The 20,887-nt window shown below is 73.9% G+C and carries 23 protein-coding genes; 15 read left to right on the forward strand and 8 right to left on the reverse strand.

Features of this window, described 5'->3' with window-relative positions:
• From CCN29_RS16475 to CCN29_RS16505, 7 genes are all read left to right on the forward strand, one after another.
• A partial coding sequence (locus CCN29_RS16475; protein WP_086682729.1) for an NAD(P)/FAD-dependent oxidoreductase occupies window positions 1-1,537 on the forward strand: 1,537 nt, incomplete at its 5' end.
• Window positions 1,534-2,994 (forward strand): ATP-binding protein, encoded by a 1,461-nt coding sequence (locus CCN29_RS16480; protein WP_006133742.1) that lies wholly within the window; start codon window positions 1,534-1,536, stop codon window positions 2,992-2,994. The genes CCN29_RS16475 and CCN29_RS16480, both read left to right, overlap by 4 nt.
• The gene (locus tag CCN29_RS16485) at window positions 2,991-3,344 is read left to right on the forward strand and encodes a UBP-type zinc finger domain-containing protein (RefSeq protein ID WP_086682732.1); all 354 of its coding nucleotides are present in this window, start codon (window positions 2,991-2,993) and stop codon (window positions 3,342-3,344) included. Before CCN29_RS16480 ends, CCN29_RS16485 begins: the two co-directional genes overlap by 4 nt.
• 96 nt (window positions 3,345-3,440) lie before the next feature.
• Complete coding sequence (locus CCN29_RS16490; RefSeq protein WP_086682734.1) at window positions 3,441-4,820, forward strand: CAP domain-containing protein; 1,380 nt, start codon at window positions 3,441-3,443, stop codon at window positions 4,818-4,820.
• A gap of 78 nt (window positions 4,821-4,898) precedes the next feature.
• Window positions 4,899-5,576, forward strand: coding sequence for an AIM24 family protein (locus tag CCN29_RS16495; RefSeq protein WP_006133745.1), 678 nt, complete (start codon window positions 4,899-4,901; stop codon window positions 5,574-5,576).
• 122 nt (window positions 5,577-5,698) lie between these two features.
• Window positions 5,699-6,658 (forward strand): threonine/serine dehydratase family protein, encoded by a 960-nt coding sequence (locus tag CCN29_RS16500; RefSeq protein WP_031016790.1) that lies wholly within the window; start codon window positions 5,699-5,701, stop codon window positions 6,656-6,658.
• A 138-nt stretch (window positions 6,659-6,796) separates the two neighbouring features.
• On the forward strand, window positions 6,797-8,392 hold the full coding sequence (locus CCN29_RS16505) for a serine/threonine protein kinase (RefSeq protein ID WP_086682738.1): 1,596 nt from the start codon (window positions 6,797-6,799) through the stop codon (window positions 8,390-8,392).
• A 255-nt stretch (window positions 8,393-8,647) separates the two neighbouring features.
• Here CCN29_RS16505 and CCN29_RS16510 read toward each other — a convergent pair whose 3' ends face one another.
• Window positions 8,648-10,087 carry a serine hydrolase domain-containing protein gene (locus CCN29_RS16510; protein WP_086682742.1) on the reverse strand — a complete coding sequence of 480 codons (1,440 nt, stop codon included), beginning with the start codon at window positions 10,085-10,087 and terminating at the stop codon, window positions 8,648-8,650.
• 72 nt (window positions 10,088-10,159) lie between these two features.
• Here CCN29_RS16510 and CCN29_RS16515 point away from each other — a divergent pair, with 72 nt between their 5' ends.
• Window positions 10,160-11,131, forward strand: a complete 972-nt coding sequence (locus CCN29_RS16515) for an LLM class F420-dependent oxidoreductase (RefSeq protein WP_086682759.1) — start codon at window positions 10,160-10,162, stop codon at window positions 11,129-11,131.
• Window positions 11,132-11,233: 102 nt separating this feature from the next.
• Window positions 11,234-11,659 (forward strand): SsgA family sporulation/cell division regulator, encoded by a 426-nt coding sequence (locus CCN29_RS16520; protein WP_006133750.1) that lies wholly within the window; start codon window positions 11,234-11,236, stop codon window positions 11,657-11,659.
• 25 nt (window positions 11,660-11,684) lie between these two features.
• Here the strand turns inward: CCN29_RS16520 and CCN29_RS16525 are convergent, their stop codons facing one another.
• Entirely contained in the window at window positions 11,685-12,173 is a 489-nt protein-coding gene (locus CCN29_RS16525) for a DUF6328 family protein (RefSeq protein ID WP_031016783.1), read from the reverse strand.
• A gap of 139 nt (window positions 12,174-12,312) precedes the next feature.
• Between CCN29_RS16525 and CCN29_RS16530 the strand changes: the two genes are divergently transcribed.
• The gene (locus tag CCN29_RS16530; protein WP_006133753.1) at window positions 12,313-12,654 is read left to right on the forward strand and encodes a hypothetical protein; all 342 of its coding nucleotides are present in this window, start codon (window positions 12,313-12,315) and stop codon (window positions 12,652-12,654) included.
• Window positions 12,655-12,718: 64 nt separating this feature from the next.
• Here CCN29_RS16530 and CCN29_RS16535 read toward each other — a convergent pair whose 3' ends face one another.
• The 4 genes from CCN29_RS16535 to CCN29_RS16550 form a co-directional block, all read right to left on the reverse strand.
• On the reverse strand, window positions 12,719-13,702 hold the full coding sequence (locus CCN29_RS16535; RefSeq protein WP_031016780.1) for an aldo/keto reductase: 984 nt from the start codon (window positions 13,700-13,702) through the stop codon (window positions 12,719-12,721).
• Window positions 13,703-13,781: 79 nt separating this feature from the next.
• Entirely contained in the window at window positions 13,782-14,489 is a 708-nt protein-coding gene (locus CCN29_RS16540; RefSeq protein ID WP_086682745.1) for a ribonuclease H family protein, read from the reverse strand.
• A 30-nt stretch (window positions 14,490-14,519) separates the two neighbouring features.
• Window positions 14,520-15,314, reverse strand: coding sequence for a VOC family protein (locus CCN29_RS16545; protein WP_086682748.1), 795 nt, complete (start codon window positions 15,312-15,314; stop codon window positions 14,520-14,522).
• Between the two features lie 281 nt (window positions 15,315-15,595).
• On the reverse strand, window positions 15,596-16,081 hold the full coding sequence (locus tag CCN29_RS16550; RefSeq protein ID WP_086682751.1) for a VOC family protein: 486 nt from the start codon (window positions 16,079-16,081) through the stop codon (window positions 15,596-15,598).
• A 236-nt stretch (window positions 16,082-16,317) separates the two neighbouring features.
• On the opposite strand from CCN29_RS16550, the gene CCN29_RS16555 reads away from it, so the two are divergent.
• Window positions 16,318-16,971, forward strand: coding sequence for an ATP-dependent Clp protease proteolytic subunit (locus CCN29_RS16555; RefSeq protein WP_006133761.1), 654 nt, complete (start codon window positions 16,318-16,320; stop codon window positions 16,969-16,971).
• Entirely contained in the window at window positions 16,971-17,573 is a 603-nt protein-coding gene (locus CCN29_RS16560) for a ClpP family protease (protein ID WP_006133762.1), read from the forward strand. Before CCN29_RS16555 ends, CCN29_RS16560 begins: the two co-directional genes overlap by 1 nt.
• Window positions 17,574-17,608: 35 nt before the next feature.
• Here the strand turns inward: CCN29_RS16560 and CCN29_RS16565 are convergent, their stop codons facing one another.
• Window positions 17,609-18,055 carry a helix-turn-helix domain-containing protein gene (locus CCN29_RS16565; protein ID WP_006133763.1) on the reverse strand — a complete coding sequence of 149 codons (447 nt, stop codon included), beginning with the start codon at window positions 18,053-18,055 and terminating at the stop codon, window positions 17,609-17,611.
• Window positions 18,056-18,331: 276 nt separating this feature from the next.
• Between CCN29_RS16565 and CCN29_RS16570 the strand changes: the two genes are divergently transcribed.
• Window positions 18,332-19,213 carry a SigB/SigF/SigG family RNA polymerase sigma factor gene (locus tag CCN29_RS16570; protein ID WP_031016759.1) on the forward strand — a complete coding sequence of 294 codons (882 nt, stop codon included), beginning with the start codon at window positions 18,332-18,334 and terminating at the stop codon, window positions 19,211-19,213.
• A gap of 85 nt (window positions 19,214-19,298) precedes the next feature.
• On the opposite strand, the gene CCN29_RS16575 is transcribed toward CCN29_RS16570, so the two are convergent.
• Window positions 19,299-19,754 (reverse strand): ATP-binding protein, encoded by a 456-nt coding sequence (locus CCN29_RS16575; RefSeq protein ID WP_086682753.1) that lies wholly within the window; start codon window positions 19,752-19,754, stop codon window positions 19,299-19,301.
• A gap of 142 nt (window positions 19,755-19,896) precedes the next feature.
• Between CCN29_RS16575 and CCN29_RS16580 the strand changes: the two genes are divergently transcribed.
• The gene (locus CCN29_RS16580) at window positions 19,897-20,454 is read left to right on the forward strand and encodes a PRC-barrel domain-containing protein (protein WP_086682756.1); all 558 of its coding nucleotides are present in this window, start codon (window positions 19,897-19,899) and stop codon (window positions 20,452-20,454) included.
• Complete coding sequence (locus CCN29_RS16585; protein WP_006133770.1) at window positions 20,451-20,855, forward strand: PRC-barrel domain-containing protein; 405 nt, start codon at window positions 20,451-20,453, stop codon at window positions 20,853-20,855. Before CCN29_RS16580 ends, CCN29_RS16585 begins: the two co-directional genes overlap by 4 nt.
• Window positions 20,856-20,887 lie beyond the last annotated feature (32 nt).

Here is a 20,887-nt window from a genome sequence, read left to right on the forward strand (position 1 = left end):
CGCGCTGGAGGCGCTGCGCGAACTGAAGCTGCGCGGCGACCTGGTGGCGGTGATCCTCGCCGACTACCGGATGCCTCGGATGAACGGCATCGAGTTCCTGGAACGCGCCATGGACGTGCACCCGGACGCCCGCCGGGTGCTGCTCACCGCATACGCGGACACCGGCGCGGCGATCGACGCGATCAACGTCGTGGACCTCGACCACTACCTCCTCAAGCCGTGGGACCCGCCGGAGGAGAAGCTGTACCCGGTGGTGGACGACCTGCTGGAGGCGTGGAACCGCAGCGACCACCGGCCGGTGCCCAGCACCAAGGTGGTCGGGCACCGCTGGTCGGCGCGCTCCTCCGACGTGCGCGAGTTCCTCGCCCGCAACCAGGTGCCCTACCGCTGGTACTCGTCCGACGAGCCCGAGGGGCGGCGGCTGCTGGCGGCGGCCGGCGAGGACGGGATGCGGCTGCCGCTGGTGGTCACCCCGGACGGGACGCCGCTGGTGGAACCGGACCCCGCGGACCTCGCCGCCCACGTGGGTCTCGCCACGCGGCCGGCGGCCGACTTCTACGACCTCGTGGTGATCGGCGGCGGCCCGGCGGGGCTCGGCGCGGCCGTGTACGGGGCGTCGGAGGGGCTGCGCACGGTGCTGGTGGAGCGGTCGGCGACCGGCGGGCAGGCGGGTCAGAGCTCGCGGATCGAGAACTACCTGGGCTTCCCCGACGGGGTGTCGGGGGCGCAGCTCACCGACCGGGCACGGCGGCAGGCCACCCGGTTCGGCGCGGAGATCCTCACCGCGCGGGAGGTGACCGGCCTGGAGGTGGGCGGCGCGGCCCGGGTGGTGCGGTTCTCCGACGGGTCGCAGGTCGCCGCGCACAGCGTGATCCTGGCGACCGGGGTGTCGTACCGGCGGCTCGCCGCGCCGGGCTGCGACGAACTGGGCGGCTGCGGCGTCTACTACGGCTCGTCGCTCACCGAGGCGCCCGCCTGCCAGGACCAGGACGTGTACATCGTGGGCGGCGCCAACTCGGCCGGGCAGGCGGCGATGTACCTGTCCCGGTTCGCCAAGTCGGTGACGCTGCTGGTGCGCGGCCCGGACCTGTCCGCGTCGATGTCGTACTACCTGATCGAGCAGATCGGCCGGGTGCCGAACATCTCGGTGCGGTGCGGCACGGTCGTCGAGGAGGCGCACGGCGACGGCCATCTGGAGCGGCTGACGCTGCGCGAGACGGACACGGGGCGCACCGACGAGGTGGACGCCCAGTGGCTGTTCGTATTCATCGGGGCCGCCCCGCTCACCGACTGGCTGGACGGCACCGTGCTGCGCGACGAGCGCGGCTTCATCCTGGCCGGGCCCGACCTGACCGCCGACGGACGCCCGCCGGCCGGCTGGGAGCTGGACCGGCCGCCGTACCACCTGGAGACCAACGTGCCCGGCGTGTTCGTCGCGGGCGACGCGCGCGCGGAGTCGGCCAAGCGGGTCGCCTCCGCCGTCGGAGAGGGAGCCATGGCCGTGATGCTCGTCCACCGTTACCTGGAGCAGTCGTGAGCGCGCGGCAGGTGGAGTGCCTGCCGGACGAGATCGGCTCCCTGTTCCTGTTCGAGAAGCTCACCCCCGAGCAGCTCGGGCGGCTGTGCGAGGCCGGCCGGGTGGAGCGCTACGAGCCCGGCCCCGTCTACACCGAGGGCGAGCCCGCCACCTGCTTCTACGTGATGGTGGAGGGCACGGTCGTGCTGTCCCGGCGGGTCGGCGGGGACGAGGTGGAGGTCAGCCGCACCTCGCAGCGCGGGGTGTACGCGGGGGCGATGCAGGCGTACCTCGGGGACCGGGTGCCGCAGGTCTACAACAACTCGCTGCGGGTGACCGAGCCGACGCGGTTCTTCGTGCTGCCGGCGGACACCTTCGCGGACATCATGCAGGACTGGTTCCCGATGGCGGTGCACCTGCTGGAGGGGCTGTTCTTCGGGGCGAAGAGCACCCAGCAGGCGATCGGCCAGCGGGAGCGGCTGCTGGCCCTCGGCTCGCTGTCCGCGGGGCTCACCCACGAGCTCAACAACCCGGCCGCGGCGGCCGTGCGGGCCACGGCCTCGCTGCGCGAGCGGGTGGGGAAGATGCGCCGCAAGCTGAAGGTCATCTCCGAGGGCGCCTACGACCGGGAGACGCTGGCGGGACTGATCGAGATCCAGGAGCGCACGGCGGAGAAGGTCGCCAAGGCGCCCGTGCTCAGCCCGCTGGAGGCGTCCGACCGGGAGGACCTCCTCGCCGACTGGCTGGACGACCACGGCGTGACCGAGGGCTGGCGGATCGCCCCGACGTTCGTGCAGGCCGGACTGGACACGGACTGGCTGGAGCAGGTGGCAGCGGCCGTCGACGAGGAGACTCTGCCCGGCGCGGTCGGCTGGCTGAACTACACCGTGGAGACCGAGCTGCTCATGGACGAGATCCAGGACAGCGCGGCCCGCATCTCCCACCTGGTCGACGCCGCCAAGCAGTACTCGCAGCTCGACCGCGCCCCCTTCCAGGTCGCCGACGTGCACGAACTCCTCGACAGCACCCTGCTGATGCTGTCCGGGAAGCTGGGCCAGGGCATCCGGGTGGTCAAGGAGTACGACCGCACCCTGCCCCGCGTCCCGGCGTACCCGGCGGAGCTGAACCAGGTGTGGACCAACCTCGTGGACAACGCGGTCGCGGCGATGCGCGAGGCGGGCGGGGAGGGCACGCTGACCGTGCGCACGGCCCGGCACGACGACCGGCTGCTGGTGGAGTTCGGCGACACCGGACCCGGCATCCCGGCGGAGATCCGCGACCGGGTGTTCGACCCGTTCTTCACCACCAAGCCCGTGGGCGAGGGCACCGGGCTGGGCCTGGACATCTCCTGGCGGATCGTGGTCAACAAGCACCACGGCGCCCTCCGGTTCGAGTCCGAGCCGGGCGACACCCGCTTCCAGGTGCTCCTCCCGCTCACCGCTCCCGCCTCCGACCATCCACAGGAGGAGCCCGCATGACCACCGAACACGCCATCGACCCCAGCGTGCCGCCCTCCGGGGACGGCTGCGCCGACTGCGACGCCGTGGGCGGCTGGTGGTTCCATCTGCGGCGGTGCGCGCAGTGCGGCCACGTGGGCTGCTGCGACAGCTCGCCGGGACAGCACGCCACCGCCCACTTCGAGGCCACCGGACACCCGGTGGTGAGCAGTTACGAGCCGGGCGAGGACTGGTTCTGGAACTACGCCACCAACGAGCTGTACGAGTCGGGCCCCTCCCTCGCGCCGCCGGTGAGCCACCCGGCCGTCCAGCCCGCGCCCGGCCCCGCGGACCGGGTGCCCGCCGACTGGACGCGCGCCCTGCACCGCTGAGCCGCCGCGCCCCGCCGCCCCGGGAACCCGCGGGCTCCGCCCGTCGTTGTCCGGACACCCCCACACCGGTCGGACGACGACGAACAGGGCGGTCCCATGAGCGAGTTGGTCCCCGGCGGCAACATCCGGCTCCCGGGCGGCGCGGTGACCGTCCGGGTGTCCGGGCCGTTCGACGTGTCCGCGCTGATCACGGACGACGGCCGAAAGGTGTCCGGGGACGCCGACTTCGTCTTCTACAACCAGCCCGCGGCGCCCGGCGCGCGGCTCGGCGGCGACACGCTCGTCGTCGACCCGGCGGCGCTGCGCGCGGGCGCCACCCGGGTCACGGTCGCCGTCAGCCCCGAAGAACCCGGCACGCCGCTCAGCGCCCTGCCCGCCCCGGTCCTGGAGGTCACAGGACCCGGCGGGCGCGCCCTGGCCCGCTTCCGTCCGCCGCGCCCCGACCGGGAGACGGTGCTGCTGCTCGCGGAGATCTACCGGCGCGGCGACGACTTCAGGCTCCGCGCCCTCGGGCAGGGGTACGCGGACGGACTGGCCGGTCTCGCCCGGGACTTCGGCGTCGACGTGGAGGACGACGAGGGCGCGGTGTCCACCCGTACCGCCCCGGTCGTCACCGGCAGGGCGCCGGTGAGCCCCGGCGCCACGGCTCCGGCCGCCCCGCGGACGCATCCGGTCGTGCCGCCGCGCCCGGCGGCCCCGCCGTCCGCCGGGGACGACTTCCTGGCCCTGGTCAACTCCGCGCGCAGGTCCGCCGGCGCGCCGCCGGTGACGCACGACGGGCGGCTGGCCGAGGCGGCCCGGGAGCACGCGCGGGCGATGGCGCGCGGGGGGCGGCTCGGCGTCGAGGGCCCGGACGGCGTGCCGGTGTACCGGCGCGTGGTGTCCGCCGGCTACCCGTATCTCACCGTCGGCGAGCACCTGGTGTCCGGGCCGCTGTCCGTGGACCGGTTCGTGGGCCACTGCCTGCGCCACGAGGCGGCCCGCCGCACGGTGTGCGACCCGGCGTTCACGCACGCCGCCGTGGCCTCCTGCGAGGGCGGCGGGGACACGTACTGGACGGCGTTGTGGGCGCGTCCGCTGACCCCGGAGGGCCTGGACCGCACGGCGGCGGAGGTCATCGAGCTCACCAACCGGGAGCGCGCGCGGGCCGGGCTGCCGCCGCTGTCCCGCGACCCGCTGCTGGGCACGGCGGCGCAGGCGCACAGCGCCGACATGGTGGCGCGGGACTTCTACGCGCACACGGCGCCCGACGGCAGCAGGCCCTGGGACCGGGCTGCCGCCGCGGGCTCCCGGTGCCGCACGGTCGGCGAGAACATCGCGTGCGGGCAGCGGTCCGCCGCCGAGGTGGTGCGCGGCTGGATGAACAGCCCGGGGCACCGGGCGAACATCCTCGGGCGGGAGTTCACGCGGATCGGCGTCGGGTTCGCGGGCGGCGGCCGGGCGGGCACGTACTGGACGCAGCTCTTCGAGGGCTGACGCGCGGCCGGATCCGGTGCCGTGTCGTGCGCTCCCGGTTCTGGCCGGGGCGTGGAGGGCCGGGCGAGGATGGGCCGCATGAAGGGTGACCTGTTTTCCAGTGAGCACATGGTGCGGCCGGCCACGGCCCCGGGCATGACGGTGGAGAACGCCAAATGCCTGCGCTACACCGTCGACGGCGAGATGCTCGCCCGCCAGGGAGCGATGGTCGCCTACCGTGGCGACCTCCGGTTCGAGCGCAAGGGCCAGGGCGTGGGCGGGATGCTCAAACGCGCGGTGACCGGCGAGGGGCTGCCGCTGATGGCCGTGCGCGGGCAGGGCGAGGCCTGGTTCGCGCAGGAGGCGCAGAACTGCTTCGTCGTCGAGATCGGCCCCGGCGACGAGTTCACCGTCAACGGCCGCAACGTGCTGTGCTTCGACGCCACGCTGTCCTACCGCATCTCCACCGTGAAGGGCGCCGGCATGACCGGCGGCGGCCTGTTCAACAGCGTCTTCACCGGGCACGGCAAGCTGGGCCTGGTCTGCGAGGGCAGCCCGCTGGTGATCCCGGTGACGCCGCAGAGCCCGGTGTACGTGGACACCGACGCGATCGTCGGCTGGACGGCGGGGCTGTCCACCTCGCTGCACCGCTCGCAGTCGCTGGGCTCGATGCTGCGCGGCGGCTCGGGCGAGGCGGTGCAGCTGGTGCTCGAAGGGCAGGGGCACGTGGTGGTCCGGCCGAGCGAGGCGCCGCCGCACAAGCCGCAGCAGCGCTGAGCCTCGTCGATCCCCGTCGATCCCCCGTCGACCCGCCTCGACCCGCGTTGACCCCGGCCGCCCGCCGGGTGAGGCTGGGGCACGGCGCGGATCACGCCCCCGCGCCGGAAAGGGTGACAGTCGTGATCGAGATCGCCGACATCGAGACCGCCGCCGAGCGGATCGCCGGGCACGTGGTGCGCACACCGACCGTGCCGAGCCCCGGCCTGTCGGCACTGCTCGGGGTGCCGGTGACGGCCAAGCTGGAGCTGCTCCAGCACACCGGGTCGTTCAAGGTGCGCGGTGCGGCGGCGAAGCTGCTGGCGCTGAGCGAGGCGGAGCGGGCCGCCGGGGTGGTCGCGGTGAGCGGCGGCAACCACGGCATCGCGCTGGCGGTGACGGCCGCCGCGCTCGACGTGAAGGCGACCGTGGTGATGCCGCGTTCGGCACCCGTGCGGGCCGTGGAGATCGCGCAGGCGTCGGGCGCCACGGTGCGGGTCACCGACGACATGGCCGGGGCGTTCGCCCTCACCGCCGAGCTGCGGCAGGAGGGGCTGACCCTGGTGCACCCCTTCGACGACCCGGTGGTGATCGCCGGTCAGGGCACGGTGGGGCTGGAGTTCGCCGAGGACGCCGGTGAGCTGACCGACGTGCTGGTCAGCATCGGCGGCGGGGGCCTGATCTCCGGGGTCGCGGCGGCGCTGCGTGCCCGGCGGCCCGGGGTGCGGGTGTGGGGTGTGGAGACCGAGGGGGCGCAGGCGATGTCCGAGGCGCTGGCGGCGGGCGGCCCGGTGCCGGTCGCGCTGACCTCGATCGTGTCGACGCTCAGCGCGCCCGCCGTGTCGCAGCTGACGTACGACCATGTCGCGGAGCTGGTCACCGAGGTGCTGGTGGTGCCGGACCGGGAGGCGGTGCAGGGATCGCTGGACCTGGCGGACCACGCCAAGGTGTGGGCGGAGCCGGCCGCGGGCTGTCTGCTGCCGGCCGCCCGGCGGGTGCTGGAGCGGGTCGGCGACGACGCCCGCCTGGGTCTCGTGGTGTGCGGCGGGAACGCCACCACCGCCGACATGGCGGCGTGGACGGACCACTTCGCCCTGCGCTGAACCCGGCGTTGAACCCGGCCGTGCACCCGGCCGTGCACCCGGCGAAGCTCGCGGGGCGTCGCGCCCGGCGTTGAACGCACCGGCCCCTTCCCCGCGTATCAGTGGGGACGGAAGTCAGCGGCTCGACGAGGGATCACCATGGGCTGGGCGCACGCCTCCACCGATCGGCCGGTCGCCGGCCGCTACCGGCTGGTCGAGATCACGCACCGCGAGACGAACCGGGTCAGCTGGTACGCCGACGACCTGCGGACGGGCCGGCCGTGCCTGGCCACCCGGATCGAGCTGCCGGCGGACGCCGTGGAGGGCGTCCGCCGCGCGCCCTCCCGGATCCTGCGGGCCACCGAGAACGTGGCCCGGTTGTGCCCGGACCGGATCGCGGGCGTCGTCGACGCGTTCGGCGAGGGCGGCTGCCTGTGGACGGTCACCGCCTGGATCGACGGCACTCCGCTGGACGAAGTCCTGCTCCAGCAGGGCACGTTCGCACCCGCGCGGGCGGCGCGCGTCGCCCTGGACCTGCTCGACGTGCTGGACGCGGCGCACGCGGAGGCCGTCACCCACGGCGAGCTGAGCCCCGGTCAGCTCCATCTGCGCGAGACCGGCCCGGTGGTCGTCACCGGCTACGGGGTGGCCGGCACCACGTCGGCGCCCCGGCTGACCGCACCGTCGTACGCGGCGCCCGAACAGGCGCGGAACGAGCAGGTCGGGCCGGCGGCGGACCTGTGGGCGCTCGGGGCGATCCTCTACACGATGCTGGAGGGCCGCCCGCCGTTCCGGGACCGGGGCAGGATCGCGGCCACGCTGCGCGGGGTGGACCGGCTGCCGCTGCGCCCGCCCGTCCGGTGCGGGCCGCTCACCGAGGTCGTCACGGGGCTGCTGCGCAAGGAGCCCCGGGAGCGCCCGGGCCGGCAGACGGTGCGGGACGTGCTCACCCGGGTGTCGCGTGAGGACCCCGGCGCCGGGCCCGGGCCGGGAGAGGCGTACGCGCGGTCCGGGCGCGGGTGGAAGCGGAAGGGTGTGCTCGTCGGCACGCCCCTCGCGGTGGCCACGGTGACGGCGGCGGTGGTCGCGGCGGCGACGGGGCTGCCCGGCGGCAGCGACGACCGGGCCGACGGCGGCCCGGGCGCGTCGGCGTCCGCGTCGGCCGGAGGCACCGGGGCGGCGGACCCCGCCCCGCGCGTCCCGCCGACGTCCGCCGCGCCCTCGCCGCCCCCGTCGTCCTCCCCGTCGGCTGCCGCGACGCCGTCCCCGTCGGACCTCGGCGCCCTGCCCGCCGGTTTCCGCACCTACCGGGCGCCGGAGGGCTTCTCCGTCGCGCTGCCCGAGGGCTGGGAGCGGCAGCGGACCTCCCGCGCCACCGGGCTGTCCTACCGCGTCACCTTCGGCGCCGACGACGACCCGCGCACCCTCGCCGTCACCTACAGCGAGCGCGTGGGACCGGACCCGGTCGCCGTGTGGCGGGACACGGTGGAGCCGGGTCTCGCGCGCTCCGGCGCGTATCAGCGGATCGGTTCCATCAGGGCGACGACGTACCTGGGCCGCGAGGCCGCCGACATGGAGTGGATCGTCACGGACGACGGCGTCCGGCTGCGCACCTTCGGCCGCGGCGTCCTGCTGGGCGGCGGCCGGGGCTTCTCCCTGCGCTGGACCACCCCGGCCGCCGACTGGGCGAGCACCGGCAACCAGGAGGCCCTGCGCACGGTACTGAAAACCTTCCGGCCGGGTACGGCGCCCTAGCCCGGCGGGACCGCCACCGCACTCCCCACCGGACCCCGCGCAGGTCGGCCGAAAGGCACGGTGCGTCACAGCCGGTCCGGTCGCTCGCGCGGACGGGGCCCCATCGCGTCGGCGCCCTCGTCCGCCTTGCAACTGCGCGCACCAGACGAAAGGCCCTGGTCCGGCGGGGCCTGGCACCGCGCTCCCCCACCGGACCCGCGCTCGTCGGCCGGAAGGCACGGTGCCTCAGCCCCGGCCCCGTCCGCACGACAGACCTCAGCCCCGCGGAGCCCGCATCGCACGCAGCGGCCAGGGGACCAGGGGTGTGGTGAGCCAGTGGGCCCGGAAGGTGCGGTCGGTGAGGGAGCAGGTGACGCGCAGCCGGTGCGGGGTCTCCAGGAAGGCGATGTCGACGGTGAGGGCGTCCGGGCCGTCCCAGCCGCCGGTGACCGCGACCGGCACCGCGCCCTCGGTGACGGTCCAGTCCGCGCCGGTCCAGCGGGCCGCCAGCCGGTGGCCGCCCTCGTCCAGGGTCAGCGTCCAGCCGCCGCCGTCGTCCGCCGTGAGCTCGGCGGCGGTCAGCTTCGGCTGCGCGGCGCAGAGTCCGCCCTCCGGGGTGAAGGCGGCCCCGGACCAGTCGCCGCTCCCCCCGGCCGGTGCGGGGGCGCCCTCCGTCGCCGGCAGGGCGAGGCGCTCCAGGCGCTCGCGCAAGGCCGCGTCCTCGGCGTCCCGCCCGGTCAGCGGCGCGGGGCCGAACGCGGGCAGCAGGTGCCGCCACACCAGTTCGAGGTAGCGCTGCATCTCCGCGGTGGCCGACGTCGCGGCGATCACGGCGTCGTGCTCGGGCAGCACCACGCAGAACTGGCCGTAGGCGCCGTCGCCGCGGTAGCCGTGCCGGCCGATCCAGAACTGGTAGCCGTAGCCCCGCCCCCAGTCGCCCTGGTCCCCGCCCATGACCTCGGCGGTGTCGATCTGCGGGCGGGTGGCGCGCGCGACCCAGCCCTCGGGCAGCAGCCGCTCGCCCTGCCAGACGCCGTCGTTCAGGTACAGCAGGCCGAAGCGCGCTATCGCGTCGTGGGTGATGTGCAGTCCGGCGAAGCCGATGTCGCGTCCGGCGCGGTCGCGGGACCACAGCGCCTCGCCGATGCCCAGCGGGTCGAACAGCCGGGGCCGCAGGTACTCCGCGAGGGTCTGCCCGGTGACCCGCTGCACGATCGCGCCGAGCGTGTACGTGCAGGGCTGGTTGTAGGTGAACAGGGTGCCCGGGTCGCGCTGCGGCGGCTGGAGCAGGAAGCCGCGCACGGGTTCGGCCGGGTCGGCGCCGAACGCCTCGTCGACGGTCTCGTGGTCGTGTCCGCTGGCCATGGACGCCACGTGGCGCACCAGCATCGACCGGCTGCGCGGGTCGGTGATGTCCGCGTCGATCTCCGGGAAGTACGACAGCACGGTGGCGTCGAAGTCGATCAGCCCCTCCGCCTCGGCGAGGCCGGCGGCGGTCGAGGCGAAGCTCTTGCTGAGCGAGTACAGCAGGTGGGGGCGCTCGGCCGCGTAAGGGGCCCAGGTGCCGGAGGCCACGACGTGGCCGTGGCGCACGATCGTCAGCCCGTGCGGCTCGATGTCCGGGTCGGCCTCGAGGGCGTCGAGGAAGGCGTGGACGCCGGACGCGTCGACGCCCTGGGCGGCGGGGTCCGCGGTGGGAAGGGCTCGCTGGGTCATGGGGGCATCCTGCCCGGGGCGCCGCCGGGTGATCCACCGTTTTCGCCGGCCGCCGCGGGGGACCCGGACGGCATGGTGCGAATCGGGTACACGATGATGACCGAGCAGGCCGGGCCGCGTGAGCTGGTGCAGCACGTGGTGCGTGCGGAGGAGGCGGGTTTCGACTTCTCGGTGACCTCGGACCACTACTTCCCGTGGCTGGCCGAGCAGGGTCACTCGCCGTACGCGTGGAGCGTGCTGGGCGCGGCCGCGCAGGCGACCTCGCGGATTCCGCTGATGACGTACGTGACGTGTCCGACGATGCGCTACCACCCGGCGGTGGTGGCGCAGAAAGCGGCGACGATGCAGCTGCTGTCGGACGGGCGGTTCCGGCTGGGACTGGGGTCCGGCGAGAACCTCAACGAGCACGTGGTGGGCGGCGGCTGGCCACCGGTGGACGTCCGCCACCAGATGCTCGAGGAGGCGGTGGAGATCATCCGCGCGCTGTTCGAGGGCGGCCATGTGAACCACCGGGGCGAGCACTTCGACGTGGAGTCGGCCCGGCTGTGGGACCTGCCGGACCAGCCGCCGCCGATCGGGATCGCGGTGTCGGGCAAGCGGTCCTGCGCCCTCGCGGGGCGGCTGGCGGACCTGGTGATCGCCACCGAGCCGAAGCCGGAGCTGCTGAAGGCGTTCGACCGCGATGGCGGCGAGGGCAAGCCGCGGGTGGGCCAGCTGCCGGTGTGCTACGACCCCGACCGGGACGCCGCGGTGGAGCGGGCGCACGCCCAGTTCCGCTGGTTCGGCAACGGCTGGAAGGTCAACTCCGAGCTGCCTCACCCGGATTCCTTCGCGTCGGCGACGCAGTTCGTGCGGCCCGACGACGTCGCCGCGTCCATCCCCTGCGGCAGCGACCCGGACGACTTCGTCGAGGCGGTGCGCCCGTACGCGGAGGCAGGGTTCACGGAGGTCGCCCTGGTGCAGATCGGCGGGGAGTCGCAGCCGGCGTTCCTGGACTGGTCGGAGCGGACGCTGCTGCCGGCGCTGCGGAAGGCGTTCGGCTGACGGACCGTGCCTGCCCTGTGACGGATTCACCCGGAGAGCTGAGCATCTCGTGGAAATCCGGGTACTAGAGGGCTCTACGTCGGTACGTCCCGGAGGCGCCTGGTGAACACGTTCGTGCACAAGTCCCTGGTGGTGGAGCTCCAGGCGGGCGACACGGAACGCTTTCCCGTGCTCGCCCACCTGAGCTACGACCCGTCGGACCCGTTCGCCGTCACCGTCGTCTTCACCCTCGACGGCCGGGTGCTGGCACGCTGGCAGCTGGACCGGGAGATGGTCACCGACGGCCTGACCCGCCCGGTCGGCATCGGCGACGTACGGCTGCGTCCGCAGGCCCGCGGGGTCGGGCGGGAGCTGCGCATGGAGTTCCTGGGCGAGGCACGCGCGGACGGCGGCCGGCATCACGCGGTGGTGTTCGCGTGGGCGGAGGCCGTCGGGGAGTTCCTGGCCGAGACCCACCGGATGGTGCCGGCCGGGTGCGAGGAGGTCCGCGTGGACGACTTCCTCGCGGACGTCTTCGCGCAGCGCTGAGCGGAACCGGGATGCGAGGGCCGGGTCAGCGTGTGGTGTGGCGGTGACGCGCCCACATCGGCAGCCCGAACCAGCACAGCAGGTACCAGCACACCACTCCGGTCACCAGGTACGGCACGTAGTCGTCGTGGGTGGCCACCCGCAGGATGAGCAGCAGCGAGGAGCTGGTGGTGACCAGCAGCAGCGCCAGTCCCAGCAGGGTGAGCCGTGAAGCCCACCGCACCGCCTGCGGTTTGATGAGCCGTCCGCTGACGAGCCGGTGCAGGGACACCGGTCCGATCAGCGCCCCGGTCGCACAGGCGCCGAGCACCACCGTGACGATGTAGATGGTCTTGTCGGTGCCGGACAGGTCCTCGTAGGTCGGGGTGAACACGACCGTCAGCAGGAAACCGAACAGGATCTGCACGCCCATCTGGGCCACGCGGACCTCCTGGATGAGCTCGGTCCACATCCGGTCCGCTCTCTCCTCCTCGGTCTCGTTCCGCCCCCGGCGCCTGCTCCCGTCCTGCTCCATGTCCGGCACGGTGCCTCCTTCGATCGGGTCCTCCCCTCCGGATTCCCCGAAAAGAGGCCCTCCTCCCACCGCCGGTTTGGCGGGGCGGGGCACGGTTACACGGTCGGCGACACGACCAGGCCGGAGGAAAGTGGGACACATGTCGGACACCCAGCTCACCGTGACACTCAGCGGCGGGGACGCCGACGACGCCCGGGCGGTCGTCGGGGCGCTGGAGGGCACGTTCGGACCGCCGCAGGAGCGGCCCTCGGACACGGACGCGACCGTCCGTATCGCGACGTTCGGCGGTGAGGGGCAGGGGCCGGGCGCCGGACGCACGGACACGCGGCCTCTGTCGGAGCCGGTGACCGTGACGGTGCAGGGCACCCCGGAGGCGGTGCGCCGGGCGAGCGACACCCTGTCGCGGTCCTTCACGGCCCGCGACGAGGGCGCCGCCGCCGGCGACCAGGAGCAGGAACGGCAGCTCCTGCTGGAGTCCTGAGCTCCCTGCCGGACCCCTTACGCGCCCGTCTACCGGACGCCCGTGCCCGCCCACCGGACGCCCGTTACCAGCGGTTCTCCACCTGCTCGCGGATCCGCCGGTCGTACAGGTCCGTGATCGCGGTCAGGGTGGCGTCGGGCAGTTCCGGCAGCCGGGCGGCGGCCGCGTTGGCGCGGGCCTGCTCGGGCGAGCGGGCGCCGGGGATGACGGTGGTGACGCCGGGCTGCCGGACGATCCAGCGCAGCGCGAGCTGGGCCGGGGTGTACCCCTCGGGCGCCAGCGCGGCGAACTCGGCGGCAGCCTCGACGCCGGTCGCCCAGTCCACGCCGGAGAAGGTCTCGCCCTGGTCGAACGCCTCGCCGTGCCGGTTGAAGGTGCGGTGGTCGTTCTCCGCGAAGACGGTGTCCTTGGTGTACTTGCCGGACAGCAGACCGGAGGCGAGCGGGACGCGGGCGATGATGCCGACGCCGGCCTCGCGCGCGGCGGGGAGCACCTCGCGCAGCGGTTTCATCCGGAACGGGTTGAGGATGATCTGCACGCTGGCCACGTTCGGCCGGGCGATGGCGGTGAGCGCCTCGGCGCAGGTCTCGACGCTGACGCCGTAGGCGGCGATGCGCTCCTCCTCGACGAGGGTGTCGAGGGCGTCGAAGACCTCGTCGGTGGAGTAGACGGGGGTGGGCGGGCAGTGCAGCTGCACCAGGTCGACGCGGTCGACGCCCAGGTTGCGCCGGGAGCGGTCGTTCCAGGCGCGGAAGTTGTCCAGGACGTAGTTCTCGGGGATCTGGTCGACGCGGCGGCCCATCTTGGTGGCGACCAGCACGTGCAGGTCGGGCCGTCCGCTCAGGAACGAGGCGATGGTCTGCTCGCTGCGCCCGTCGCCGTAGACGTCGGCGGTGTCGAAGAAGGTGACGCCCGACTCCGCAGCGGCCTCCAGCACCGCGAGGGCTTCCTTGTCGTCGACGTCGCCCCAGTCGGCGCCGAGCTGCCATGTGCCGAGGCCGATCACGGAGGCGTGCTGACCTGACCTGTCGAAAGTGCGCTCTTCCATGACGGCCAGTGTGTCATCCGCCCCGGCGGGGCGGCCGGTGGCTCCCCGGGCGGGCCGGGCCCGCCCGCTCACCGACGGCTCAGGCGCCGACGGCCGTACGGCACTCGGGGTGCCCCCAGCCCTTGTCGTTCTTGGCGATGGGCTCACCGGCCGCGTACGTGCGTCCGCAGGGGCAGCGGCCGGGGAACTTGGCCTTGATGGTGCGGGAAGAGCTCCCGGACTTGCGTGCGGGCTTGGCGCCGCCCGTGGAGCGGCGGGAGGAACCGCCGGTGGACGGGCGCGGGACGGACGGCGGCGGCTCGGGCGAGCCCTGTGCGCTGCCCGCGTCCTGCTGGGCGGAGGCCGCCTGGCTGGCGGCGCGGTCGGCGAAGTCGTTGAGCCGGTCGCCGTCGACCTGGTGGGCGGGCACGTAGCGGAAGTCGACCGAGCGGTCCTGGAGCAGCCCGTCGATGCGGACGACGAGCTCCTGGTTGGCGACGGGCTTCCCGGCGGCGGTGCGCCAGCCGTTGCGCTTCCAGCCGGGCAGCCAGGTGGTGACGGCCTTCATGGCGTACTGCGAGTCCATCCGCACCTCGAGCGGCACGGCGGGGTCGGTGGCCGCGAGCAGCCGCTCCAGGGCGGTGAGTTCGGCGACGTTGTTGGTGGCGGTGTTGAGCGCCCCGGCCTCCCAGCGGTCCGGCGTCCCGGAACCGTCCGCGATCACCCAGGCCCAGCCGGCGGGCCCGGGGTTTCCCTTCGAGGCCCCGTCGCACGCGGCCACCACACGTTCACCCATGCGCCCGATCATGCCACGGCCGGGCGGGTGTCCCGGACCCGCTCAGCCGACGGCGGTGGTCCCGGGCATCTCCCCCGAGGTGGTGCCGAGGTCGATGACGGAGAAGCTGGCGCCCTGCGGGTCGCCGACCGCCGCGAACCGGCCGAACGGCGAGTCCACCGGCCCGAACCGCAGCGCCCCGCCACGCTCGGTCGCCCGGGCCACCGCGGCGTCGCAGTCGTCCACGGCGAAGTAGACGTTGATGTACGGCGGCACCCCGGGCGGGAAGTCGTCGGTCATCCGCATCCGGCCCAGGACGGTGCGCCCGCCCAGGTCGTAGAGGCGGAAGTCCGTCTCGCCCTCGAGCTGCTTCGACCTGTAGGGGAAGACGGCCGGGAAGAACGCGTCGGACTTCTCCGGCTCGCGGGTGAAGACCTCCGCCCAGCAGTACGCGCCCGGCGTCCCCGTCGCCTGGAACCCCTCGTGGCTGCCGGCCTGCCACACCCCGAAGACGGCTCCGCCGGGGTCGCGGGCGAGACACATCGTGCCGTAGTCGGCGACCTGGAGGGGGTCCATGAGCAGGTCGCCGCCGTGGTCGCGGATGCGGGCGGCGGTGGCGGAGGCGTCCCGCGCGGCGAGGTAGAGGCACCACTGCGAGGTGCCCTCCTGGCCGGGCATCGGCGGCACGACGGCGGCCACGGCCTTGCCGTCGGCGTACGCCTGCGTGTAGCCGCCCTGGTCGGGCGGTGTCTCACCGAAGGTCCAGCCGAGGACGTGCCCGTAGAAGTCCTTGGCCGCGTCAAGATCGTCGAACACGGCATCGGCCCAGCAGGGGGTCCCATCGGGTGCCACGGCCATACCTACGGCCCTCCCGGTCGGGGGTGGTCTGTCCTCCCCTCACGCTAGCCACGGCGGAGGCGCCCCGCGCGGCGGGCGCCTCCGCCGCGCGGGGCGGACCGAACGCCGCTCGGCGCCCACCAGGTGCCGCCGCGCCCACCCGTGCCGCCCCAGGCGGCACGCATGCCCGCGGCTGTCGCGGACCGGGCACCCGAGCGGGCCGGACGGTGACGCCGGGCGCGCACAGGCGAGCCGGACGCCACCGCGCGCCGGACGGTGGCCCGCGTCCGGTCCCGGCGGGGTCATGCCTCGCCCGCGTACGCCCTTTCCAGTTCCGCGATGTCCAGCTTGCCCATCGTCATCATGGACTTCAGCGCGCGGTCGGCCTTCTCGCGGTCCGGGTCGCCGATCATCCGGGTGAGCCGTTTGGCGTTGACCTGCCAGGAGACGCCGTAGCGGTCCTTGAGCCAGCCGCAGGGGCCGTGCTCGCCGCCGCCCTCGGCCAGCTTCTCCCAGTAGTGGTCGATCTCCGCCTGGTCGTCGCACTCGAGCTGGAAGGAGATCGCCTCGTTGAACGTGAACTCCGGCCCGCCGTTCAGGGCGACGAACTTCTGCCCGTTGGCCGTGAACTCCACGGTGAGCACGGTGCCCTGTTCGCCGGGGACGGCGCCGGTGTTGCGGACGACCTCGCCGAGCTTGGAGTTGTCGAACACGGAGACGTAGAACTGCGCCGCCTCCTCGGCCTGGCCGTCGAACCAGAGGCAGGTGGTGAATCCGTCGGTGTCCATGAGTACCTCCCGGGTGGGGCGCCCCTGGCGGGAACGCGGTCATCGGTGCAGACCGCCCGCGGCGGCGGAACTCATCGGCGGTGGGGCACATCGGCCGCGACAGCCCGCCCGGGGCCGCTCTGCCCTGGGCGAATCTGCCGCGGGCAGAGATTCCCCCGGCGGGGCCCGCACCGCGCCGACAGTGGACGCACACGGCCGTCCGGCCGTGCTCCGACCAGTGATCCACGGGAGCGTCCATGTCACCCTTCACCGCCGGCCCGTGGCCGGCCCCGCCCCGGGCGGAGGACGGCGACACCCCGCCGACCCGCTTCGACGACCACCTCGCCGCCCAGCTGCTCGCCCAGCGGATCGTGCTGCTCGGCACGCAGGTCGACGAGGTGTCCGCGAACCGGGTGTGCGCACAGCTGCTGCTCCTGTCCGCCGAGGACCCGCGCACCGACATCAGCCTGTACGTCAACAGCCCCGGCGGCTCGGTGCACGCCGGACTGGCCATCTACGACACGATGCGGCTGATCCCCAACGACGTCTCCACCCTGGCCATGGGGTTCGCGGCCAGCATGGGACAGTTCCTGCTCTGCGTCGGCGCGCCCGGCAAGCGCTACGCCCTGCCGAACGCGCGGATCATGATGCACCAGCCGTCGGGCGGCATCGGCGGGACGACCGCCGACATCGAGATCCAGGCGGAGAACCTGGAGTACACCAAGCGGACCATCGAGCGGATCACCGCCGAACACACCGGCCAGACCCCGGAGACCATCTCGCGGGACGGCGACCGGGACCGCTGGTTCACGGCCGAACAGGCACGTGCGTACGGGATGGTCGACCGGGTGCTGGACTCGCTGGACGACGTCCGCCCGGCGGCCACCCGACCGAGGATGGGGCTGCGCTGATGGGGACGTACACGATTCCGAACGTCGTCGAGCGCACCGCGCGCGGCGAGCGGTCCTACGACGTGTTCAGCCGGCTGCTGGCCGAGCGGATCGTCTTCCTGGGCACGGAGATCGACGACGGCGTCGCCAACGTGGTCGTCGCGCAGCTGCTGCACCTGGAGTCGGAGGCGCCGGAGAGCGAGATCGCGGTCTACCTCAACTCCCCCGGCGGCTCGTACACCTCGCTCATGGCGATCTACGACACGATGACGTTCGTGCGGGCCCCGATCTCCACGTTCTGCGTGGGGCAGGCGGCGTCCACGGCGGCCGTGCTGCTGGCCGGCGGCGACCCGGGGCGGCGGTTCGTGCTGGAGCACGCGCGCGTGCTGCTCGGCCAGCCGGCCGCCGGGGGGATGCAGGGCACGGCGTCCGACCTGGCGCTGCGCGCGAAGGAGATGACGCGGATCCGCGCGCAGGTGGAGGAGGTGCTGGCCCGGCACACCCACCACGACGTGGCGACCCTGCGGGCGGACATGGACCGCGACAAGGTCTTCACCGCGCAGGAAGCCGTGGCGTACGGCCTGGCCGACGAGGTGCTGACCCGGCGTCCGGCCCTGCTCTGAGCGGCCGCCGGGCCGCGCGCCTCGTCCCGGTCCGCTCAGGCGGCCAGGCAGAGCCCGTCGTGCGCGGAGCCGCGTACGGAGCCGTTCCGCACGGAGCCGTTCCGCACGGAGCGGGCGGGGACGGCGGAGCGGCGTGACGTGACCCGGACCAGCTCCGCGTGCGTGCGGGCCAGCAGGTCGCCGAGGCCCAGGCCGAGCGCGCCGGCGGCGGCCGCGAGAACCTCCGAGGAGGCCTCCTTGCGGCCGCGCTCCACCTCCGACAGATACGGCATGGAGATCCGCGCCTCGTCCGCGACGTCCTTGAGGGTCCGCTCCTGGGCCTGCCGCTCCTTGCGCAGCACGTCGCCGACGAGGTGCCGCCACAGCGGCTCCCTGGGCGCGGCGGCGGGCGGCGCCGAAGGGCCGGAGGCGGCGGGCCCAGGGGCGGCGGGGCCGGGTCGCAGGGGGATGACGCGGGCTTCGTTCGGTGCGTGATCGGTCACATCCTCAGCCTAGGAATCCCGCTCCCGCGGACAAGGGAGCGGGATTCCGCCCTGAGTGAAGCCGGAAAACGTACGCTCTCCGTCCGCTTTCCTCGGCCTCGATGGTGCCGCTCCGCACCGGCGGCCGTACCATCGGACGACAGGCGTGACAGCCGATCGACAGACCGACACACCGACAGGCCGACAGGCCGACAGATCGACAGGCATAGGTCCGCGGGACCGGGGAATCCGGTGTCCTGGTCTCGTGGCAGCCATAACGTGCGTGGGGAGAGGGCAATGAGGACCGCCGTGATCCGGTCGCAGGAGCGGACCGTCGACGGGCACACCGGCGTCGGAGGCGAGGACCTCCGCGACCCCGGCGACCCGCGCGCCGTCGCGCCCCGCGACGCCCGCGAGCTCTCCCGGCAGTTCTTCCGGCGCCTCGCGGAGCTGGAGGAAGGCACCCGCGAGTACCAGTATGCGCGCAACACGCTGATCGAGATGAACATGTCCCTGGTGCGCTTCGCGGCCGGGCGGTTCCGCGGCCGGGGCGACGACATGGACGACGTCGTGCAGACCGGCATGATCGGCCTGATCAAGGCCATCGACCGGTTCGAGCTGTCCCGCGAGGTCGAGTTCACCTCCTTCGCCCTGCCGTACATCGTCGGCGAGATCAAGCGCTTCTTCCGTGACACCACGTGGGCCGTGCACGTGCCGCGGCGGCTCCAGGAGCTGCGCGTGGAGCTGGCCAAGGCCCGCGAGGAGCTGTCGAGCCGACTGGACCGCGAGCCCACCGTCGCCGAGCTGGCGACCCTGATGAACATCAGCGAGCAGCAGGTGATCGAGGGGCAGATCGCCGCGAACGGCTACAACTCCTCCTCGCTGGACGCCGCGCTCACCGGGGACGGCCCGGAGCACGGCGAGAGCGTCCTCGCCGACTTCATCGGCGTCGAGGAGGAGCGGCTGGCTCTGGTGGAGGACTTCCACGCGCTGGCCCCGCTGATGGCGGAGCTGAGCGACCGGGACCGCGAGATCCTGCACATGCGGTTCGTGGAGGAGGCCACGCAGGCGGAGATCGGCGAGCGCCTGGGCTGCTCGCAGATGCACGTGTCCCGGCTGATCAAGCGGATCATCACCCGGCTGCGGACCGGCATGCTCGGCGAGCTGGGCTGCGCCTGACGGCCGGCGTGACGGCACGCCGAAGGCGCCCCCGACGGTCCGGTCCGTCGAGGGGCGCTGCTGTGCGAAGCTGTCGCGCGCGGGTTCAGCCGTGGTCGAGGTCGATCACCGCGCGGACGCGTTTGCCGACGGGTACGCGCTCCACGCCGACGTCCCGCGCCAGCGCGCGCACGATCTCCAGTCCGTGGCGTCCGATCCGCTGCGGGTCGCGCGGGAACACGCGGGGCAGGGCGCCGTTGCTGTCGTAGACGGCCACCGTGAGGGTGGTGTCCGTGCCCTCCAGCTCCAGGATGTACGGCCCGTCGCTGTGCCGGTCGGCGTTGGTGACCAATTCGCTCACCACCAGGAGCACCGCTCCCTCCGCCTTGGCGTTCACCGTGGCGCACCACTCGGTCCTCAGCTGCTCGAGGAACTGCGCGGCGAAATGACGCGCCTCGGCGATGCACCCGGGCTCGCCGGTGAAGTGTGCCGCCCGCCGCAGCGGTTCCACGGGCACGTCGAAACCAGTCGGTATCACTACCCCGTCCAAGCGATAGGTCATGCGTTTCCCTCTGCGACGCCGGGTGGGCCGGACGATCCGCACCGGTCCTGGTACCCCGGGTCGGCCGGAGCAGTCCCACTGATCGGTGTTCGGCTTCCCCGTGAGGGAACCCGGTATTCCTGACCGGCGCGAAGGGGCCGCCATGACCGCGCTGACGACCGTACGGAGCCTGATCACACTGCCCGTGGTGACGCTGGGCGGGGACGCGGTGGCGCATGTGCGCGACACGGTGTTCGACACCTCCGCCCGGCGGATCGCGAGCTTCACCCTGTCCGGGCCGTCCATGCTGTCCGGGCCGCTCACCCGGGACCTGCCCTGGCCCGCGGTGCACTGCCTGGGCCCCCGGGCGGTCATGGTCCGCGACGAGGGGGCGCTGTGCGCGCTGTCACCCGGGGCCCGGCGGGACGCCTCGCTCGGGCGGCTGCTCGGGGCGCAGGTGGTGACCGACGACGGCGACCCGGTGGGCGCGGTCCTGGACGTGCTGGTGGAGGGCGGAACCAGCGGCCGGATCGTCGCCTTCCGGCTGGCCGCGCACCGGCAGCTGGTGCACGGCACCCGGCACCACCGGCACCAGGTGTACCTGCCCGGGGGCGAGGCGCTGCGGATCACCGGCCGCACCCTGGTGGTGCCCGCGCATGTGACGGCGTACGTCAGCGACGGCCTGCCCGCCTTCGTGGCGGGGGACGGTGTGCCGTCGTGACCCTGTTCTCCCAGGTGACCGGGTTGCCGGTGGAGGCGGTCGGGGGCGGTCGGCTCGGCGCGGTACGTTCCCTGGTGGTCGACGTGGCGTCGGGCCGGGTCACGCACGCCCGCGTCCGACGCGGACGGCTGCGCCGGGACGCGGTGGTGGCCTGGACCGACCTCCGCGCGACCGCCCACGGTCTGCGGGCGACACGCCCCACCACCGACGCGCCCGCCACGCCCGACCTGATCGGCACGGAGGCGCTCACGGAGCGCGGTGAGGAGCACGGCACGGTCCTGGACGCGGAGTTCGACCCGCTGACGGGCCGCCTGGACACGGTCCTGACCACCCACGGCACGGTCCCGGCCTCCCACCTCCTGGGCCTGGGCACCCACGCCCTGATAGTCGAGGACGCCTGACAGCACACCCCAAAGGGGCGCGGGGAACTGCG

The sequence above is a fragment of the Streptomyces pseudogriseolus genome (assembly GCA_002154585.1).
Taxonomy (GTDB): domain Bacteria; phylum Actinomycetota; class Actinomycetes; order Streptomycetales; family Streptomycetaceae; genus Streptomyces; species Streptomyces pseudogriseolus.

Coding starts and splice junctions, on each gene's coding strand:
- CCN29_RS16485 (WP_086682732.1), top strand. CDS start 2,991: ATGACCACCGAACACGCCATCGACCCCAGCGTGCCGCCCTCCGGGGAC.
- CCN29_RS16490 (WP_086682734.1), top strand. CDS start 3,441: ATGAGCGAGTTGGTCCCCGGCGGCAACATCCGGCTCCCGGGCGGCGCG.
- CCN29_RS16495 (WP_006133745.1), top strand. CDS start 4,899: ATGAAGGGTGACCTGTTTTCCAGTGAGCACATGGTGCGGCCGGCCACG.
- CCN29_RS16505 (WP_086682738.1), top strand. CDS start 6,797: ATGGGCTGGGCGCACGCCTCCACCGATCGGCCGGTCGCCGGCCGCTAC.
- CCN29_RS16510 (WP_086682742.1), bottom strand. CDS start 10,087: ATGACCCAGCGAGCCCTTCCCACCGCGGACCCCGCCGCCCAGGGCGTC.
- CCN29_RS16515 (WP_086682759.1), top strand. CDS start 10,160: ATGGTGCGAATCGGGTACACGATGATGACCGAGCAGGCCGGGCCGCGT.
- CCN29_RS16525 (WP_031016783.1), bottom strand. CDS start 12,173: ATGGAGCAGGACGGGAGCAGGCGCCGGGGGCGGAACGAGACCGAGGAG.
- CCN29_RS16530 (WP_006133753.1), top strand. CDS start 12,313: ATGTCGGACACCCAGCTCACCGTGACACTCAGCGGCGGGGACGCCGAC.
- CCN29_RS16535 (WP_031016780.1), bottom strand. CDS start 13,702: ATGGAAGAGCGCACTTTCGACAGGTCAGGTCAGCACGCCTCCGTGATC.
- CCN29_RS16540 (WP_086682745.1), bottom strand. CDS start 14,489: ATGATCGGGCGCATGGGTGAACGTGTGGTGGCCGCGTGCGACGGGGCC.
- CCN29_RS16545 (WP_086682748.1), bottom strand. CDS start 15,314: ATGGCCGTGGCACCCGATGGGACCCCCTGCTGGGCCGATGCCGTGTTC.
- CCN29_RS16550 (WP_086682751.1), bottom strand. CDS start 16,081: ATGGACACCGACGGATTCACCACCTGCCTCTGGTTCGACGGCCAGGCC.
- CCN29_RS16555 (WP_006133761.1), top strand. CDS start 16,318: ATGTCACCCTTCACCGCCGGCCCGTGGCCGGCCCCGCCCCGGGCGGAG.
- CCN29_RS16560 (WP_006133762.1), top strand. CDS start 16,971: ATGGGGACGTACACGATTCCGAACGTCGTCGAGCGCACCGCGCGCGGC.
- CCN29_RS16570 (WP_031016759.1), top strand. CDS start 18,332: ATGAGGACCGCCGTGATCCGGTCGCAGGAGCGGACCGTCGACGGGCAC.
- CCN29_RS16575 (WP_086682753.1), bottom strand. CDS start 19,754: ATGACCTATCGCTTGGACGGGGTAGTGATACCGACTGGTTTCGACGTG.
- CCN29_RS16580 (WP_086682756.1), top strand. CDS start 19,897: ATGACCGCGCTGACGACCGTACGGAGCCTGATCACACTGCCCGTGGTG.